Here is a 16,429-nt window from a genome sequence, read left to right as displayed (position 1 = left end):
CGGCCGACAATCAGAAGAGATTCAGAGGACCTCAAACTTTTCCGGCGGGGGAGGAGAACTCCAGGTCGCGCCGGTGCAGCGGGGACGGGCCCCGCGGTCGCGGGACCGGACGGGGCCGCGGTCCGTTCCCCGGGGCTCCGGTGCAGGTCAGGATTGCCGACGATCGGATATTCGCGGGTCAGGGCCCGGGTCCGGAGCTTCAGAGGATCTCTGACAATGGGCTGATCATTCTTTGATGGTGCGGGCTCCTCCCGCTCGGCTACGTTCGTACGGCGGGACGCGACAAGTCGCCACCGGTGCGATTTCTGAAAGGGGGGGCATGCGCGAAACACTCGACGAGGCCGAGCGCCGGGACGCCGAGGATCCTCTTTCGGGATACGCGGCCGAGTTCTCCGTGGGCGATCTCGTGCACCTGAATGGCAATTCGCTGGGCCCTCCGCACGCGGGTCTGCTGGGCGCGCTCGAACGGGTGGTGGACCGCCAGTGGGCGCCCAGGCAGGTGCAGGGGTGGTTCGCCGACGGCTGGCTCGATCTGCCGCGCACCGTCGGCGACGCGATCGGAACGCTGCTGGGGGCCCGGCCGGGGCAGGTCGTCGTCGCGGGCGAGACCACGTCGACGACGCTGTTCAACGCGGTGGTGGCCGCCTGCCGCCTGCGCGGGGACCGGCCGCTCCTGCTGATCGAGGCCGGTGCGTTCCCCACGGACCTGTACATCGCGCAGTCGGTGGCGCGCCTGCTCGGCCGCCGCCTGCTCGTGGAGCCGGCGACCGGCTTCGACGCGGCCCTGGAGACCCACGGGTCGCAGATCGCCGCCGCGATCGCCGCACCCGTGGACTTCCGCACGGGCGAACTCCGCCCGATCGGCCCGACGACCGCTCTCTGCCACGCCGCAGGGGCGGTGTCGGTGTGGGACCTCAGCCACGCGGCCGGGGTCCTGCCGACCGACCTCGACGCCAACCGGGTCGACCTGGCGGTCGGATGCGGCTACAAGTACCTGGGCGGAGGCCCCGGGGCGCCGGCCTACCTCTACGTCGCGGAGCGGTTGCAGCCCGACGTGGACCTGCCCCTGTCCGGGTGGCACGGCCACGCGGCGCCGTTCGAGATGTCCCCCGGCTTCGTTCCCGCCGACGGCATCGACCGCGCCCGGACCGGGACCCCGCCGCTGCTCAGCCTGGTCGCGCTGCACCACGCCCTGGGCCCGCTGACCCGGGCGGGGATCGGGGCGCTGAGCCGCCGCAACCGTTCGCTGTCGGACTTCTTCCTCACCTGCGTCGAGGAGCGCTCCCCCGGCCTCACCCGGCGGCTCTCCTCCCCCGCGGACGCCGCCCGCCGCGGCGGGCACCTGGCGCTGGCCGTCCCCGACGCGGCCAAGGTCGAGCACGAGCTGGCCGCCCGCGGCGTCCTCCTCGACTCCCGCCCGCCCGACCTGATCCGGATCGCCTTCGCCCCGTTGTACGTGACCCACGTCCAGGTGTGGTACGCGGCGCGGGAGCTGGCCCACGTCTTGGAGGGAGAACGATGACCGGGGTACCCGAGTACGTCTCGTACGCGCGCATGGACGAGCTGCACGAACTGCAACGCCCGCGCACCGACGCCCGGGGCGAACTGAGCTTCCTCCTGATCAGCCACGTCAAGGAACTGCTCTTCCGGGTGGTGGCCGACGACCTCGGCACGGCCAGGGCCGCGCTCGGCGACGACGACCTCGACGGCGCCTGCCTGGCCCTGGCCCGGGCGGTCCGGAGCCAGGGCGTCCTCTCGGCCTGCTGGGAGTCCATGAACGGTATGTCCGCCGACGAGTTCCTGGAGTTCCGGCACGTCCTCAACGACGCGTCGGGCGTGCAGTCCTTCGCCTACCGCACCCTGGAGTTCCTCCTGGGGAACCGGCCCGAACGCCACGTCCGGGCCGCCCTGCGACAGGGACCCGAGCAGGTGCGGGCGGAACTCGCGAAGCCGTCGCTGTACGACGCGGTGCTGCACCACCTGGACCGGCGGGGTTTCGCGGTGCCGGTGTCCTGCCTGATGCGGCCGCCGGACCGGCAGTACGAGCCCAGCGCCGCCGTCGAGGACGTGTGGCTGGAGATCTACGGCGACCCGCGGCGCCACCGCGGTCCCCACCGGCTCGCCGAATGCCTGCTGGAGGTCGCCTACCAGTTCTCGCGGTGGCGTGCGACCCACCTGCTCGTGGTCGAGCGGATGCTCGGCGGCAAGAACGGCACGGGTGGAACGGACGGCGCCTCCTGGCTGCGGGAGATCAACGAACACCGGTTCTTCCCGGAGCTGTGGACGTTCCGGACCCGTCTGGAGAACGTCGCGCCCGGGAGGACTCCGTGACCGAACACCGTCGAACCGATCGGAGCCAGAACATGACGGGAAAAGCCGACCTCAGCCCCCTCGTTCCGCTGATCTTCGGGTTCTCCGCGTTCCAGCAGCTGCGGGCCGCCTCCGAGCTCCAGCTGTTCGAGTACCTCACCCAGAACGGCCCGGCGACCTGCGACCAGGTCGCCGAGGGGCTGCGCCTGCCCGCGAAGTCGGCGCGCAAGCTGCTGTTCGGCACCACCGCGCTCGGGCTCACCGACCGCGAGGACGGGGCCTACGTGCCGAGCGCTCCCCTGCGCGACGCGATCGAGGACGGCACATGGCCGCTGATCCGCAACATCCTCGAATTCCAGCAGAGGCTCTCCTACCTCCCGGCCACGGAGTACGCGCAGTCGCTGCGCACCGGGGAGAACGAGGGGCTCAAGCACCTGCCCGGCAGGGGCAACGACCTGTACACCCGGCTGGAGCAGTCGCCCGAGCTGGAGAACCTGTTCTTCCGGGGCATGCACGCGTGGTCGGAGCTGTCCAACCCGGTGCTGCTGGACCAGGTCGACTTCCGCGACACGGCCACCGTGCTCGACGTCGGCGGCGGTGACGCGGTCAACGCCATCGCCCTGGCCCGCTCCCACCCCCACCTGAAGGTGACGGTCTTCGACCTGGAGGGCGCCACCGAGGTGGCCCGGGACAACATTCGCGCCGCCGGGCTCTCCGACCGCGTCGACGTCGTCGTCGGCGACATGTTCTCCGACCCCTGGCCGCGAGGGGCGGACCTCGTCCTGTTCGCGCACCAGTTCGTCATCTGGTCCCCGGAGCAGAACCGCGAGCTGCTCAAGAAGGCGTACGACGCGCTGCGGCCGGGCGGCAGGGTCGCGGTCTTCAACGCGTTCGCCGACGACGACGGGCGCGGACCGCTCTACGCGGCCCTGGACAACGTCTATTTCGCGACGCTGCCCGCCGAGGAGGCGACCATCTACCAGTGGTGCGAGCACGAGGCCTGGCTGAGGGAAACGGGGTTCACCGACATCACGCGCACCCGCGGCAACGGGTGGACGCCGCACGGCGTCATCGGGGGGAGCAAGCCCGATGCCCTCTGAACGCCTCGACCTGGAGTACTCCCCGAGTTCCGCGGCGCGCGACCCGCAGCGGTCGCTGCGGTTGTACCGGGAACGCGGGGACGCGGCCCGGAGCCGTCTCCGGGTCCAGGAGTCCGTGCCCTACGGGGACGGGCCCGGCGAGCTGTGCCACGTGTTCCCGGCCGGCGCCCCCGGTCGCCCCGCGCCCGTCCTGGTCTTCGTGCACGGCGGGCACTGGCAGGAGTCGGGCATCGACGACGCGTGCTTCGCCGCCGAGAACGCCGTGTCCCACGGCTTCGCCTACGTCGCCGTCGGCTACGGCCTGGCGCCGGAGCGGACGCTGCCGGACATGATCGCCTCGGTGAGCCGGGCCCTGGCCTGGATCGCCGAGAGCGGACCGTCCCGTGGTCTCGACCCGGACCGGGTGTACGTCGCGGGCAGCAGCGCGGGCGCCCACCTGCTCGCGTGCGCGCTGGCCGACCCCGCGACGCCCCGCGCCCGGGGCGCCCTGCTGCTGAGCGGCCTGTACGACCTGGCCGAGATCCCGGACACCTACGTCAACGACGCCCTCGGCCTGACCCCCGGGACCGCGCGTCGGTGCAGCCCCCTGTGGATGGCGGCCCCGCGGTGCGACGCGGTCCTCCTCGCGGCCGGGCGGCACGAGACCCGCACCTACCTGCGCCAGCAGCAGGAGTACGAGGCCCGCCTCGCGGCCTCCGCCCTCCCGGTCGTCTCCCGCGTCATCGCCGACCGGGACCATTTCGACCTGCCGTTGGACCTGTGCGACCCCGCGACCGCTTTCGGTCGGCTCAGTCTGGAACATGTGGGAAGGGTGACCTCCTCTTCATGAAGTACCTGTTCACCTCGATGCCGGTCGTGTCCCACCTCCTGCCGTTGGTGCCGCTGGCCCAGCAGCTCGCCCTGGACGGCCACGACGTCCTGGTGGCCACCACCGGTCCGGCCGCCGACGCCGCCCGCCACGCGGGGCTCACCACCGTCGACGCGGGCGGGCGGCTCGACGCCCGCGAGCCCTACGACCGGCTGCTCGGCGTCATCGCGCGCGGGGAGTCCGGACACGCGGCGGACGACGCGCAGGCCCTGCGGGTGCACGGCACCTTCTTCGGCGACGTGGGGCTGCGCATGCTCGACGACCTGCTCCGCATCGGCCGGGAGTGGGGTGCGCGGGCCGTCGTGTACCCGGGTATCCACGCCGGCGGCCTGGTCGCGGCCCGCGCCCTCGGGGCCGTGGGGGTGCTGCACGGCTACGGGACCCCGCTGCCCACGTTCGCCCCGGCCCTGGAGCACATGCTCGCGAACCGGGACGACCTGCCCGACAGCGTTCCGGAGGCGGAGGTCGAGGTGGACGTGCTGCCGCCGTCGCTGCGGAACTTCGCCGAGCTGCCCTGGACCAACGGGACCCCGCGCCACCGGTTGGGCATGAGGTACGGGTCCTTCAACGGCGCCGGAGACGTGCCCCCGTGGCTGCTCGGCGAGCGCGCCGCGCCGCGCGTCATCCTGACCTGCGGGACCACCGAGGCCCTGGCCGGCGACACCTACCGCCGCGTCATCGAGGCACTGGACGGGACGGGGTGCGAGGCGGTGGTCCTCTCCGGCGGGGCGGTCCTGGACCGCCTGCCGGACCCGCTGCCCCCGTGGGTGCGGGTCGAGGAATGGCTGCCGCTGAGGTTCGCCCTGGGGCAGTCGGACGCGATCGTCCACCACGGCGGTGCCGGAAGCCTGATGACGTCCTTCGCCGCGGGCCTGCCGCAGCTGGTGATCCCCCTGCCCGGAACGGTCAGCATGAGCAACGGCCTGACCGTGGAAGCGCGCGGCGCGGGCGCGGTGCTCGACCCCACCGCGCTGGACGCCGCCGAACTCGCCAAGGCCGCCGCCGACGTGCTCACCTCCCAGGCCAAGCGCGAGGCCGCGGTCGCGGTCCGGCGCGAGATGGAGGACATGCCGCCGGTGCGCACCGTGGCCGCGCAGATCTCGTCCATCGTCGCCGAGCGGGGCGAGGTGGTGTCGTGAGGGTGGCGGTCATCGGCGGAGGACCGGCCGGACTGTTCACGGCGCTGCTGCTCAAACGGTACGGGGTGGCGGACCACGCCGTCGTGTGGGAGCGGAACCGGTGGGAGACCGCGGGCTTCGGCGTGATCATCCCCGCGGAATCGCTCGGCCTCCTCCGCGGTGCCGTGCCGCACCTGGCGGACTCCGTCGCCCTGCACATGGCCCGCTGGGAGAAGACGAGCGTCGGCAGGAGCGGCGAGCTGACGACGCTGGCGGCCACCCCGCCGATGGCGGCGATCGCGCGTTCCACGCTGAACGGGCTGCTGTGGGAGGCGTGCGACGCGGAGGGCGTGGTCCTGCGCGAGCGCGAGGCGCCCAAGCTGCCCGCCCTCTCCAGCTCCTACGACCTCGTGGTCTGCGCGGACGGCGCGGGCTCGCTGGCGGACCGGGCCGGTTTCACCGCCACGGTCCGCGAGGTCGGCCCGCCCTACACCTGGCTCGGTCTCGACCAGGCCGTCGACATGCTGACCTTCCTGGCCGAATCGACGTCCGACGGCTGTTATATGGCGCACACGTACCCGTTCAGCGACTCTGCCAGCACTTTTCTGGTGGAAGGCAAAAGGGCGCTCACCCCGGCCGATCTCAGTGCTCTTTTCGGCCTTCCCGTTCACCCCGAACCGGATCGGGAAAAATTCGGCTGGCGGAAATTCAGAGAACGGGTGGTACGGCCGTGGTCGCGCAGTAATATCGTGTTGGTCGGTGATTCCGCGCATACGACGCATTACTCGATCGGCAGCGGCACCCACCTGGCTTTCGAGGACGCCTCCACGCTGGTGGAGAGCCTGGCCGCCGCCGACAGCCTCCCCCGGGCGCTTTCCTTGTACGAGGAGACCCGTCGTCCGGTCATCGAGCGGTTCCAGGGCCTGGGCAGGGTCAGCGCCGCATGGTTCTCCCAGGTGGACGACGTGTTCGACCTTCCGCTGAGCCGGTTCGCGGCCAGCCTCCTGACCAGAGGGGGGCGTTTCGGAAATCACCGATCCCACGAATGACCGGCAATGGACCATGAAAGAAGGTAGAACGCGGTGAACGGTACGAGGCCGGAACTCGTCGTCCACGGGGCCCGTGCGAACAACCTGAACGGTGTCACCGTGCGAATCCCCTCCCCGGCGCTGACCGTGGTCACCGGAGTATCCGGGTCGGGGAAGTCGTCGCTGATTTTCGAGACGATCGCCAAAGAGTCGCAGCGCCAGCTCAACGAGGTCTTCCCGCTCTTCATCCGGAACCGGCTGCCGAAGTTCGAGCGCCCCGATTTCGAGTACATCGAGAACCTCGCCCCGGCCATCGTCGTCGACCAGCGCGCCCTGGGCCGCAACGCCCGCTCGACGGTCGGCACCCTCACCGAGGTCCAGCCGATGCTGCGGGTCCTGTTCTCCCGGTACGGAAGTCCGAGCGCAGGCGAGTCGACCGCCTACTCGTTCAACGCGCCGGAGGGGATGTGCCCGGAGTGCGAAGGGCTGGGCGAGGTCCTGAGCCTGGACATCGACCGGCTGCTGGACCGGTCCAAATCCCTGAACGAGGGGGCGATCCGGCACCCCAACTTCGCTGTCGGCACGAACTACTGGAAGCGCTACGCGACGGCCCACCACCACGTCGACCGGACCGGTTCCCGCCTCGGAGAGCCCTTGTTCGACGCCGACCTCCCGCTCAGGGACTACCCCGAGGAGAAACTGGAGCTCCTGCTGCACGGCGGCGGCTTCCAGACCGCCCGGCCCGACGAGTTCGGCAACGTCTCGGTGAACGACTACGAGGGCCTGGTGGAGCGGTTCACGCGGCGGTTCATCAAGCCCGGCCTGGACTCGCTCAAGGCCAAGGAGCGCAAGCACGTCGAGGCGGTCGTCGACATGGCGGCCTGCTCCGCCTGCGGCGGTACGCGGTTCTCCCGGGCGGTCCTCGACTCGCGCATCGGCGGGCACAACATCGCCGACCTGTCGGCGATGCAGGTGACCGACCTGGTGGACACGCTCGTCGCGATGGAGGGGACGATCGGCGACGCCTCGCTCCTGGCGCAGCCGATCGCCGCGCTGCGGCGCATGGAAACGGTCGGTCTCGGCTACCTCTCCCTCGACCGCTCCTCCCTCACCCTCAGCGGCGGCGAGGGGCAGCGCCTGAAGACCGTGCGCCACCTCGGGTCGAGCCTGACCGGCATGATCTACGTGTTCGACGAGCCCAGCACCGGCCTGCACCCGCGCGACGTCGAACGGCTGATCGTGCTGCTGCACCAGCTGCGGGACAAGGGCAACATCATCCTCGTCGTCGAGCACAACCGCGCGGTCATCGAGGCCGCCGACCACGTGATCGACATCGGCCCCGGCGCGGGCAAGCACGGCGGATCGGTCGTCTTCGAGGGCACGCCGACCGAACTCGCCGCGAGCGGCACCGCCACCGGCAGGGGGCTGTCCGAGCCGCTCCCGGCGTCCAGGTCGCGCCGCTTCGACGCCTGCCTCCCGGTCCGGTCGGCCGACCTGCACAACCTGCGCGACGTCGACGTGGACTTCCCCCTCGGCGTCCTCACGGCCGTGACCGGGGTCGCCGGTTCGGGGAAGAGCTCGCTGACCACGAAGGTGCTGCCCGGGCAGCACCCCGGTGTCGTCGTCATCGACCAGAGCGCGGTCGGCATCAACCCCCGGTCGACCCCCGCGACCTACGCCAAGATCTGGGACCACATCCGCAACGAGTTCGCGCGGGCCCACGGGGTCAAACCGGGGCTGTTCAGCTTCAACGCCGAGGGCGCCTGCCCGACCTGCAAGGGGCGCGGGAGCGTGACCAGCGACATGGCCTACCTGGACCCCGTCACGGTCACGTGCGAGACGTGCGGGGGCCGCCGCTACAGCCCCGAGGTTCTCCGTTACCGGTTGTACGGCCGCACGATCACCGAGCTGCTGGACACGACGCTGGAGGAGGCCGTCGAGGTGATCGGCGGCACGGTCAAGGAGCGGCTGAGGGCCTTCGTGGACGTGGGGCTGGGCTACCTCACCCTGGGCCGGTCACTGTCCGAGCTGTCCGGCGGTGAGCGGCAGCGCGTGAAGCTCGCGAGCCGGCTCACCGACAACGGGCGGGTCTTCGTCTTCGACGAACCGACCTCGGGGCTGCACATGGCCGACGTGCGCAACTTGGTCGCCCTGTTCCACCGGATCATCGACGCGGGCAACACGGTGATCGTCATCGAACACGATCTCGACGTCGTGCGGCTCGCCGACTGGGTGATCGACCTCGGGCCGGGGGCGGGGCACGACGGCGGCCGGATCGTCTTCACCGGTCGGCCGGAGGACCTGGTCAACGACCAGGACAGCTTGACAGGACGGTACCTGGCCAAGGAGCCGGGCTGACCGGATGAGTGGTGCCGAGTGGAGCTGTGAGGGAGGAGTGCCAATGCTGTCGACGACCACACCCGGAAGACCGGGGGCCGTCGTCTCGGAGACGATCACCGGTGCGTTCGCGAGGACGGCACGGGAGCACGCGCACCGTGAGGCGATCACGGACGGCGTGAGGACGCTGACGTACGGGGAACTGGACGCGGACACCGACCGGATCGCCCGGGCCCTGGCCGCCCGCGGGCTGCGGCCGGGGCAGCGCGTGGGCGTCCACTTCGACCGCGGCCTCTCCACCTACCGGCTCTTCCTCGGCATCCTCAAGGCCGGGCTCGTCGTGGTGCCGTTCAACCCCGTCCATCCGCCCGACTACAAGTCGCGGATGTACGAGGCCGCGGAGCCCGCCCTGATGGTGGTCGGTCCCACCCGGGCCGGTGCGGCCGGGGACCCCTGGGAAGGGGCCCTGCCGGTATCCGACCTGCTGGCCGAGGCGGCCGCGCTCCCGGCCGGGGCGCCTCCGGCGGGACCGGCCCCGGACGCCCCGGCCTTCGTCCTGTTCACCTCAGGATCGACCGGGGTGCCCAAGGGCGTCGTGATCGCGCACCGGGGGATCGCCCGCGTCTCCCGGCACCTGACCGGCTACACCCCGGGGCCGGACGACCGGTTCCTGCAACTCGCGCAGCCCGGCTTCGCGGCGTCGACCACCGACATCTGGACCTGCCTCCTGCGCGGCGGACGGCTCCGGGCCGCCCCGCAGGAGGTCCCCGCCCTGCGGGAGCTGGCCGAGCTGATCGTCCGTGACCGGACCACGGTGCTCAACCTGCCCGTCGGGCTCTTCAACCTCCTGGCCGAGCACCATCCGGAGACCCTCGCCCAGGCGAGGTGGGTGATCGTCAGCGGGGACTTCCCGTCCGCCGCGCACCTGGAACGCGCCCTCGGCGTCATGGACGGCGCGCTGTTCAACGCCTTCGGCTGCACGGAGAACTCCGCGCTCACGGCGATCCACCGGGTCACACCGGCGGACCTGGCGCGGGGGGAGGTCCCCGTCGGCCGTCCGATGCCCGGCGTGGAGCTGTCCGTCCGCGACGAGGACTTCGAGGAGTGCCCGCCCGGGCAGATCGGTGAGTACTGCATCGCCGGGGAGGGCCTCGCCCTGGGTTACCTCGACGACCCGGAGCTCACCGGTGAGAAGTTCGTCCTGCACGGCGGCCGGAGGCTGCTGCGCACCGGAGACCTGGCCAGGTGGACCGAGGATGGCGAGATCGTGCTCGGCGGGCGCGGCGACCAGATGCTGAAGATCCGGGGGTACCGGGTCGAGCCCCGCCACGTCGAGGTGACCGCCGAGGCGTTCCCGGGCGTGGCCCGGGCCGTCGTCCAGGCCCCCGCCGACGGGGCCGCGGAACAGCTCGTGCTGTGGTGCACGGCCGACTCCGGGGCCGGGGGCGGGGTGGACGAGCAGGCCCTCACGGCCCACCTGCGCGAGAGGCTGCCCGACTACATGGTCCCGTCGACCGTGACGGTCCTCGGGGAGTTCCCCCTGAACGCCAACGGCAAGATCGACCGGGGCGAGCTGCGGGCCCGGCTCGCCGCCGGGCGGGAGTCCGGACAGGGCACGCGGCGGGTCCCCGGAGACGGGCTCGTCGAGGTCGTCCGCTCCACCCTGGCCGCCGTGATGGACCGCCCGCGGCTCGGCGCCGACGAAGGGCTCCTCGAAGCCGGGGCCACGTCGCTGCACCTGATCGACCTCGGCTCCCGGCTCGACGACATCGTCGGTGTCGCGCTGTCCCCCGGCGACCTCCTCGACGCGGGCACGGCGGCCGGCATCGCCGCCCGGATTCGGGCCGAGCGCAGTGGGGGTGGCACCCGATGACGAGCCTCGGAAGACGGGCGCTCCCGCCGTCACCGGTCCAGGCCGGGCTGTGGTTCGCCAGCACCTACGGCACCGACGACCCCGCGGCGTACAACCAGCCCCTGGTCCTGCGGCTCCCCGTCCGGCTGGACCACGACCGCCTCGCGGCGGCCGTGCGCGCGGTCCACGCCGCACAGGACTCCCTGCGCACGACGTTCGAGCCGGACGCGGACGGCGACCTGCGGCAGATCGTGCACGACCGCCTGGACCCGGTCATCGAGCTGCGGGACTCGGCCGGGCCGGACCCGGGGGCGTGGATCGACGCGCAGGTGGAGGAGGTCGCCCGCACCGTCTTCGACCTGGAGGCGGGACCGCTCGCGCACGTCCGCCACCTGCGCCTCCTGGACCGGGGCACGAGCCTGCTCGTGTTCAACATCCACCACACCGTCTTCGACGGGATGTCCTGGAAGCCCTACCTGCGCCAGGTCGAGGCGGCCTACGCGGCCCTGGGCCGCGGCGACGCGTCCGAGCCGCCGGTTCGGCGGCAGGCGCCGGAGGCCTATGCCCGGTGGCGCGAGCGCGTGGCGCGCGCCATGGAGCCGGGGCCGGACGCCGCGACCCCGGCCTACTGGCGGGAGAAGCTCGCCGACGCGCCCGAGGCGGCCCCCGTCGCGCCGATCGGGGAGCGGGAGCCCCACGGCACCGCCGCCCGGACGGTCCTGGACCCGGAGCTGAACGCGCGGGTGCGGGAGTTCTGCGCCGCGCAGGGCATCACCACCGGCATGTTCTTCATCGCCGCGGCCTTCGTGCTGCTGCACCGGCAGACCCGTCAGGACGACGTCCTGCTGGGCATGCCGCTCTCCGTGCGCGAGGGCGGGGAGGACGCCGAGGTCGTCGGGCACCTGACCAACACCGTCGTGCTCCGTCACCGCCTGGCGGAGCACGCCACCGCCCACGACGTGCTCCGGGCCGTCCGGCGCGAGGTGCTCGACGTGCTCCGGCACCGGCACGCCCCGCTGGAGGCCGTGGTCGCGGGCCTGCGGGAGAGCGGCGGCCACCGCGACGGCACCGGCGAGCTGTTCAACGCGATGATCACCGTGATGCCGGCCGACGCGCGCGGCCTCGACCTCCGCGAGTGGGGGGTCCAGACCTGGGAGTACACCTCGGGCGGGGCCAAGTACGATCTCGCGCTCATCGTCGACGAGGCCGCGGAGGGCAGGACGCTCATCGTCGAGCACACCTCGACCACCGACGACGGCGCCGTGTTCGCGGAGTACCTCGTGCGGCGGCTCCGGCGGCTCGTCGAGAGCGTGCTCGCCCGACCGGACACCCCCGTCCGGGAGCTGCCGTGGATGGACGAGCGGGAGGAGGCCGCGGTCATCGCGTCCTGCTCGCGGCGGCAGGACTCCCCGGACCTGGGCGACCAACTGACGGACGACCTCTTCACCGCCGCTGTCAAGGCCGCCCCCGACCGCCCCGCCCTGGTCGCCGGCGGCGCCGTGTCCACGTACGCCGAACTCGACGGGCGGGTCCGGTCCGCGGCGGTGGGCCTGGCCGCGCGGGGGGTGCGTTCGGGCGCACCGGTCGCCGTCCTGCTGCACCCCGGGCCCGCCCTCGTCGCCACGGTCCTGGGCATCCTGCGCGCCGGGGGGAGCTACGTCGCCCTCGACCCCGGCAACCCCGTGGAGCGGCTGGGCTTCGCCATCGGCGACAGCGGCGCGGAGATCCTCGTCCGCGACCCCGGCATCGACCTGTCCGGCGCGGACCTGCCCGCGGGGCTGGAGGTCATCGCCCCCGCCGACCTGGACGGCGATCCCGCCGCCCCGGTCGAGCCCGGGCGCAAGGGGCCCGGCGACACCGCCTACGTCGTCTACACCTCGGGTTCCACCGGCCGCCCCAAGGGCGTGGTGATCACCGAGGCCACACTGGCCAACCTCGCGCACTGCCAGGAGTGGATGTCCCGCGGGCGGCGGATGCGCACGCTCCAGTACATGTCCCCGGCCTTCGACGTCTTCGCGCTGGAACTCGTGGGCTCCCTGTGCACGGGGGGCACACTGGTCATCCCGCCCGCGCACGCCAGAACCGATTTCGAGGCGCTGGCCGCCGAACTCGCCGGGCGGCGGATCGAGCGGGTGTTCCTCCCCTATGTCGCGCTCCGCGAACTGGCCGCGGTCCTGCGGACCCGCTCCGTGCCGCTGCCGGACCTGCGGGAGGTGTACGTCACCGGGGAACGGCTGGTGGTCACCGACGACCTGCGGGCCATGTTCCGAGCGCTGCCGGACGCGCGGTTGATCAACGCCTACGGCCCGTCCGAGGCGCACTGGTGCACGGCGGAGACCCTGGCCGCCGACCCCGACGCCTGGCCCGCGATGCCGCCCATCGGCGGGCTCGTCCCCGGGGTCGACGCCCGCGTCCTCGTCGACGGCGACCGCTTGGCCCCCTTCGGGGTGGAGGGCGAGCTCTGCATCGCGGGACCGGTGATCTCACCCGGGTACCTGAACCTGCCGGAGAGGACCGAGCGCGCGATGCGGCCCGACCCCCTCGGACCGCCCGGACAGCGGATGTACCGGACCGGGGACATGGTCGTGCTGACGCCGGACGGACGCCTGCACTACCGCGGCCGGGCCGACGACCAGATCAAGATCCGGGGCTACCGGGTCGAGCCGGGCGAGGTGGAGTCCGCGCTCGAACGCGTACTGGACGCGGAGCTGGCCGCGGTGATCGCCCGGGTGTCGGGTGGCGAACGGCGGCTGCACGCGTTCGTGCAGTCCGCCGCCGAACCGACGCCCGCATGGCGCGCGCGGCTCGCCGACGTGCTCCCCGGCTACATGATCCCGGCGACGCTCACCCGCGTCGACCGCATTCCCCTGACTCCGACCGGGAAGATGGACCGCCGGGCCCTGGAGGAACGGCTCGCCCGGCAGGCCGAGGACGGCGCCGCGGGTGCCGGCGGTCCGCACCCGCCCCTGACCGAGGCGGTCGGCCGGGACGGGCCCGAAGCCCGGTCCGTGCTCGCCATGGCCGAGGTGTGGACGGAGCTGCTCGGGTTCTCCCCGCGGACCCCGGACGACGACTTCTTCCTCCTGGGCGGCCACTCGATGCTCGCGGCCCGCCTGCACCGGCTCGTCCGGCGGCGCTTCGGCACGGACATCGCCCTGTCGGCCCTGCTCAGCACCCCCACCCTGCGCGGGATGGCCGGGTGCCTGGCGGGCGGTGGCGGCACCGGGGACCGGACGGCGACGGCCCAGGTGCTGCGCGACGACGCGCGCCTGGGCGACTTCTCCGTCGCCGCCGAGCGGGAGCCGGGCGATGGAACCGTCCTGCTGACCGGCGCGACCGGCTTCCTCGGCAGCCACCTGCTCGACGAACTCGTCCGGGCCGGGCGGCGGGTCCGCTGCCTCGTCCGCGCGGACACCGGGGACCGGGCCCGGCGGCGCCTCGTGGAGGCGTTCGAGAAGTTCGCCCTGGACCCCTCCGTGCTCGACCGGGTCGAGGTCGTCCGGGGCGACCTGGCACAGCCGGGACTCGGGCTGGGGGAGGGGTACGGGCGACTGGCACGGTCCGTGGACGAGGTCTACCACGCCGCCGCGCACATCAACTTCATCGTCCCGTACCACACGGTCAGGCGCGCGAACGTCGAGGGTCTGCGGGTGCTGCTCGACTTCTGCGCCGTCAACCGCACACCGCTGCGGCTGGTCTCGACGATGGGGGTCTTCCCCCCCGACTCGACCACCGGCCGGGTGACCGAGGACGCGGTTCCGGGGGACCCCGCGTCACTGGGCGTCGGGTACTCGCAGAGCAAGTGGGTGGCCGAACACCTCGCCCTCCAGGCCCGGGAGGCCGGGCTGCCGGTCACGCTGCACCGGGTCGGCCGGATCGGCGGCCACGACCGCACGGGGGCCTGCCGGCACGACGACTTCTTCTGGCTCCAGATGAAGAGCTTCGCGCTCCTGGGCTGCTACCCCGAGGACATGCCGGACGCGCCCGCCGTCGACCTGCTGCCCGTGGACTACGTGGCCCGGGCGATCGTGCGCCTCTCGACCGCCGGACCGGACGGCGCGACCTGGCATCTGTTCCACGACCGGGGGCTGTCGTGGCCCGCGGTCATCGACACCGTCCGCGCGCAGGGGTACGCGGTCGAACCGGTCACCCGCGCGCGCTGGATGGCCGCCCTGGAGGAGCGGGCCGAATCCGACTCCCGGGGCGAGGGGCTCGGTCCGCTGGTGCCGTTCATGCGCGAGGGCGTGATGAGGCTCGGCGACCACGCCTTCGACAACGACAGGACACGGCGGTCCCTGGCCGGACTGGGCTGTCCGCTACCCCCGGAGGACACGGGATGGATCAACCGGATGTTCGAGTACTTCCGCTCCCACGGGGCGGTTCCCCGGCCGGAGAAGGCGCGACGGAAGGCGAGCCATGACTGAAGAACGCACGTACTCGGTGGCGATCGTCGGTGCGGGGCCGGTCGGGTGCGCCCTGGCCACCCTGCTCCGGGGCCAGGGGATCGACGTCGACCTCTTCGAGCGGACCTCCGAGTCCGGTCCGGTCGGCTCCGGCCACTCCTTCAACCTCACGCTCACCTCGCGCGGCGTCTCCGCCCTTCCCCACGGGGTCAAGCGCCGCCTCTACCACCGGGGCACGGTGCTGACCAAACGGATCATCCACCACCGCAACGGCGCGATCTCCACCCAGCCGTACGGGACGTCGGACACCCACCACCTGCTGTCCATCCCCCGCCGGGACCTCCAGGACCTGCTGCGCGACCAGGCGGTCCGCGCCGGGGCGCGGATTCACTACGAGAGGGAGTGCGTCGGCGTGGACGCGGACCGGGCCGCGGTGACGGTCCGCGCCCGGGACGGCCACACGACACGGCACGAGGCGGACCTCCTCGTCGGCTGCGACGGCGCCAACAGCGCGGTCCGCGACGCCATCTCCCCGGAGCACCTGCGGGTCACCCACCGGTCCATCGCGCACGGGCACGCGGAGATCACCATGGACTACGGGGACGCGGACCCGAGCGGCCTGCACCTGTGGCCGCGGGGCGACCACTTCCTCCAGGCCCAGCCCAACCCCGACCGGACGTTCACGACGAGCCTGTTCAAGCCGATGACCGGGAGCGGCCGGCGGTCCCACTTCGCCGGGCTCGACTCGGCCGAGGCGGTCCGCGACTACTGCTCGACCGAGTTCCCGGACGTGTTCGACCGGATGAGCCGGGTCGACAGCGGTCTCCTCGCGCGGCTGCCGACACGGCTCCGCACGGTCGACTGCGCGCCCTACCACCGGGGCCGCACGGTGCTCGTGGGCGACGCCGCCCACACGGTCGTCCCGTTCTACGGCCAGGGGGTGAACTGCAGTTTCGAGGACGCGGCGACCCTGGCCGCCCTCCTGGAGAAGTTCCGCTTCGCCCACGGGAGCGAGGCCCGCGCCGCCTCGGAACTCGTCGCCCGGGAGTACAGCGACGCGCGGGTCGAGGCCGGGCACGCGCTCGCCGAGCTGTCCCTGGACAACCTGGCGGAGCTGTCCGCCCACGTCGACGACTCGGCCTTTCTGGCCCGCAGGTCGTTGGAGAGGCGGCTCCACCAGGAGCACCCGGAGCTGTACATGCCGCTCTACCAGCTGGTGGCGTTCACCTCCCTCCCCTACAACGAGGCCCGCCGCATGTACCGCGAGACGAACGCGGTGCTGGACGCGCTGTGCGCGGGGCGGGACCTGTACCGGGACAGGGAGCAGATCATCGGCCAGTTCGCCAGGGTGCGGGAGGGCGGGCTCAGCCTGTCCGGCACCGCGGCCTGACGGCCGGGTACCGGTCGGCCGCC

The 16,429-nt window shown here is 72.7% G+C and carries 10 protein-coding genes; all 10 read left to right on the top strand.

Annotated features, from left to right (window positions below; translation table 11 throughout):
• Positions 1 to 319 precede the first annotated feature (319 nt).
• Genes ACJOT3_RS00855 through ACJOT3_RS00810 form a run of 10 tightly spaced genes read left to right on the top strand, consistent with a single transcriptional unit; the run spans position 320 to position 16,406 of the window.
• Positions 320 to 1,522 carry an aminotransferase class V-fold PLP-dependent enzyme gene (locus tag ACJOT3_RS00855; protein WP_406967665.1) on the top strand — a complete coding sequence of 401 codons (1,203 nt, stop codon included), beginning with the start codon at positions 320 to 322 and terminating at the stop codon, positions 1,520 to 1,522.
• Positions 1,519 to 2,331 (top strand): tryptophan 2,3-dioxygenase, encoded by an 813-nt coding sequence (locus tag ACJOT3_RS00850; RefSeq protein ID WP_406967663.1) that lies wholly within the window; start codon positions 1,519 to 1,521, stop codon positions 2,329 to 2,331. The genes ACJOT3_RS00855 and ACJOT3_RS00850 overlap by 4 nt, the downstream gene beginning before the upstream one ends.
• A gap of 32 nt (positions 2,332 to 2,363) precedes the next feature.
• A complete protein-coding gene (locus ACJOT3_RS00845) occupies positions 2,364 to 3,410 on the top strand; it encodes a methyltransferase (protein WP_406967661.1) in 1,047 nt (348 codons plus the stop codon).
• The gene (locus tag ACJOT3_RS00840) at positions 3,400 to 4,239 is read left to right on the top strand and encodes an alpha/beta hydrolase (protein ID WP_406967659.1); all 840 of its coding nucleotides are present in this window, start codon (positions 3,400 to 3,402) and stop codon (positions 4,237 to 4,239) included. Before ACJOT3_RS00845 ends, ACJOT3_RS00840 begins: the two co-directional genes overlap by 11 nt.
• Positions 4,236 to 5,417 carry a nucleotide disphospho-sugar-binding domain-containing protein gene (locus tag ACJOT3_RS00835; protein WP_406967657.1) on the top strand — a complete coding sequence of 394 codons (1,182 nt, stop codon included), beginning with the start codon at positions 4,236 to 4,238 and terminating at the stop codon, positions 5,415 to 5,417. The genes ACJOT3_RS00840 and ACJOT3_RS00835 overlap by 4 nt, the downstream gene beginning before the upstream one ends.
• Complete coding sequence (locus tag ACJOT3_RS00830) at positions 5,414 to 6,445, top strand: FAD-dependent monooxygenase (protein WP_406967655.1); 1,032 nt, start codon at positions 5,414 to 5,416, stop codon at positions 6,443 to 6,445. Before ACJOT3_RS00835 ends, ACJOT3_RS00830 begins: the two co-directional genes overlap by 4 nt.
• 33 nt (positions 6,446 to 6,478) lie before the next feature.
• Positions 6,479 to 8,782, top strand: coding sequence for an ATP-binding cassette domain-containing protein (locus ACJOT3_RS00825; RefSeq protein ID WP_406967653.1), 2,304 nt, complete (start codon positions 6,479 to 6,481; stop codon positions 8,780 to 8,782).
• A gap of 43 nt (positions 8,783 to 8,825) precedes the next feature.
• Positions 8,826 to 10,634 carry an amino acid adenylation domain-containing protein gene (locus ACJOT3_RS00820; protein ID WP_406967651.1) on the top strand — a complete coding sequence of 603 codons (1,809 nt, stop codon included), beginning with the start codon at positions 8,826 to 8,828 and terminating at the stop codon, positions 10,632 to 10,634.
• Positions 10,631 to 15,037 carry a non-ribosomal peptide synthetase gene (locus ACJOT3_RS00815; RefSeq protein ID WP_406967649.1) on the top strand — a complete coding sequence of 1,469 codons (4,407 nt, stop codon included), beginning with the start codon at positions 10,631 to 10,633 and terminating at the stop codon, positions 15,035 to 15,037. The genes ACJOT3_RS00820 and ACJOT3_RS00815 overlap by 4 nt, the downstream gene beginning before the upstream one ends.
• Positions 15,030 to 16,406 carry an FAD-dependent oxidoreductase gene (locus tag ACJOT3_RS00810; protein WP_406967647.1) on the top strand — a complete coding sequence of 459 codons (1,377 nt, stop codon included), beginning with the start codon at positions 15,030 to 15,032 and terminating at the stop codon, positions 16,404 to 16,406. The genes ACJOT3_RS00815 and ACJOT3_RS00810 overlap by 8 nt, the downstream gene beginning before the upstream one ends.
• Positions 16,407 to 16,429 lie beyond the last annotated feature (23 nt).

It is taken from the genome of Nocardiopsis protaetiae, assembly GCF_045446735.1.
Lineage (GTDB): Bacteria > Actinomycetota > Actinomycetes > Streptosporangiales > Streptosporangiaceae > Nocardiopsis > Nocardiopsis protaetiae.
This window is presented reverse-complemented; position numbering and strand designations above follow the sequence as displayed.

Bases quoted from the DNA above. Each gene is read 5' to 3' on its own strand.
- ACJOT3_RS00840 (WP_406967659.1), top strand. From the start codon at position 3,400: ATGCCCTCTGAACGCCTCGACCTGGAGTACTCCCCGAGTTCCGCGGCG.
- ACJOT3_RS00815 (WP_406967649.1), top strand. From the start codon at position 10,631: ATGACGAGCCTCGGAAGACGGGCGCTCCCGCCGTCACCGGTCCAGGCC.
- ACJOT3_RS00820 (WP_406967651.1), top strand. From the start codon at position 8,826: ATGCTGTCGACGACCACACCCGGAAGACCGGGGGCCGTCGTCTCGGAG.
- ACJOT3_RS00850 (WP_406967663.1), top strand. From the start codon at position 1,519: ATGACCGGGGTACCCGAGTACGTCTCGTACGCGCGCATGGACGAGCTG.
- ACJOT3_RS00845 (WP_406967661.1), top strand. From the start codon at position 2,364: ATGACGGGAAAAGCCGACCTCAGCCCCCTCGTTCCGCTGATCTTCGGG.
- ACJOT3_RS00855 (WP_406967665.1), top strand. From the start codon at position 320: ATGCGCGAAACACTCGACGAGGCCGAGCGCCGGGACGCCGAGGATCCT.
- ACJOT3_RS00835 (WP_406967657.1), top strand. From the start codon at position 4,236: ATGAAGTACCTGTTCACCTCGATGCCGGTCGTGTCCCACCTCCTGCCG.
- ACJOT3_RS00810 (WP_406967647.1), top strand. From the start codon at position 15,030: ATGACTGAAGAACGCACGTACTCGGTGGCGATCGTCGGTGCGGGGCCG.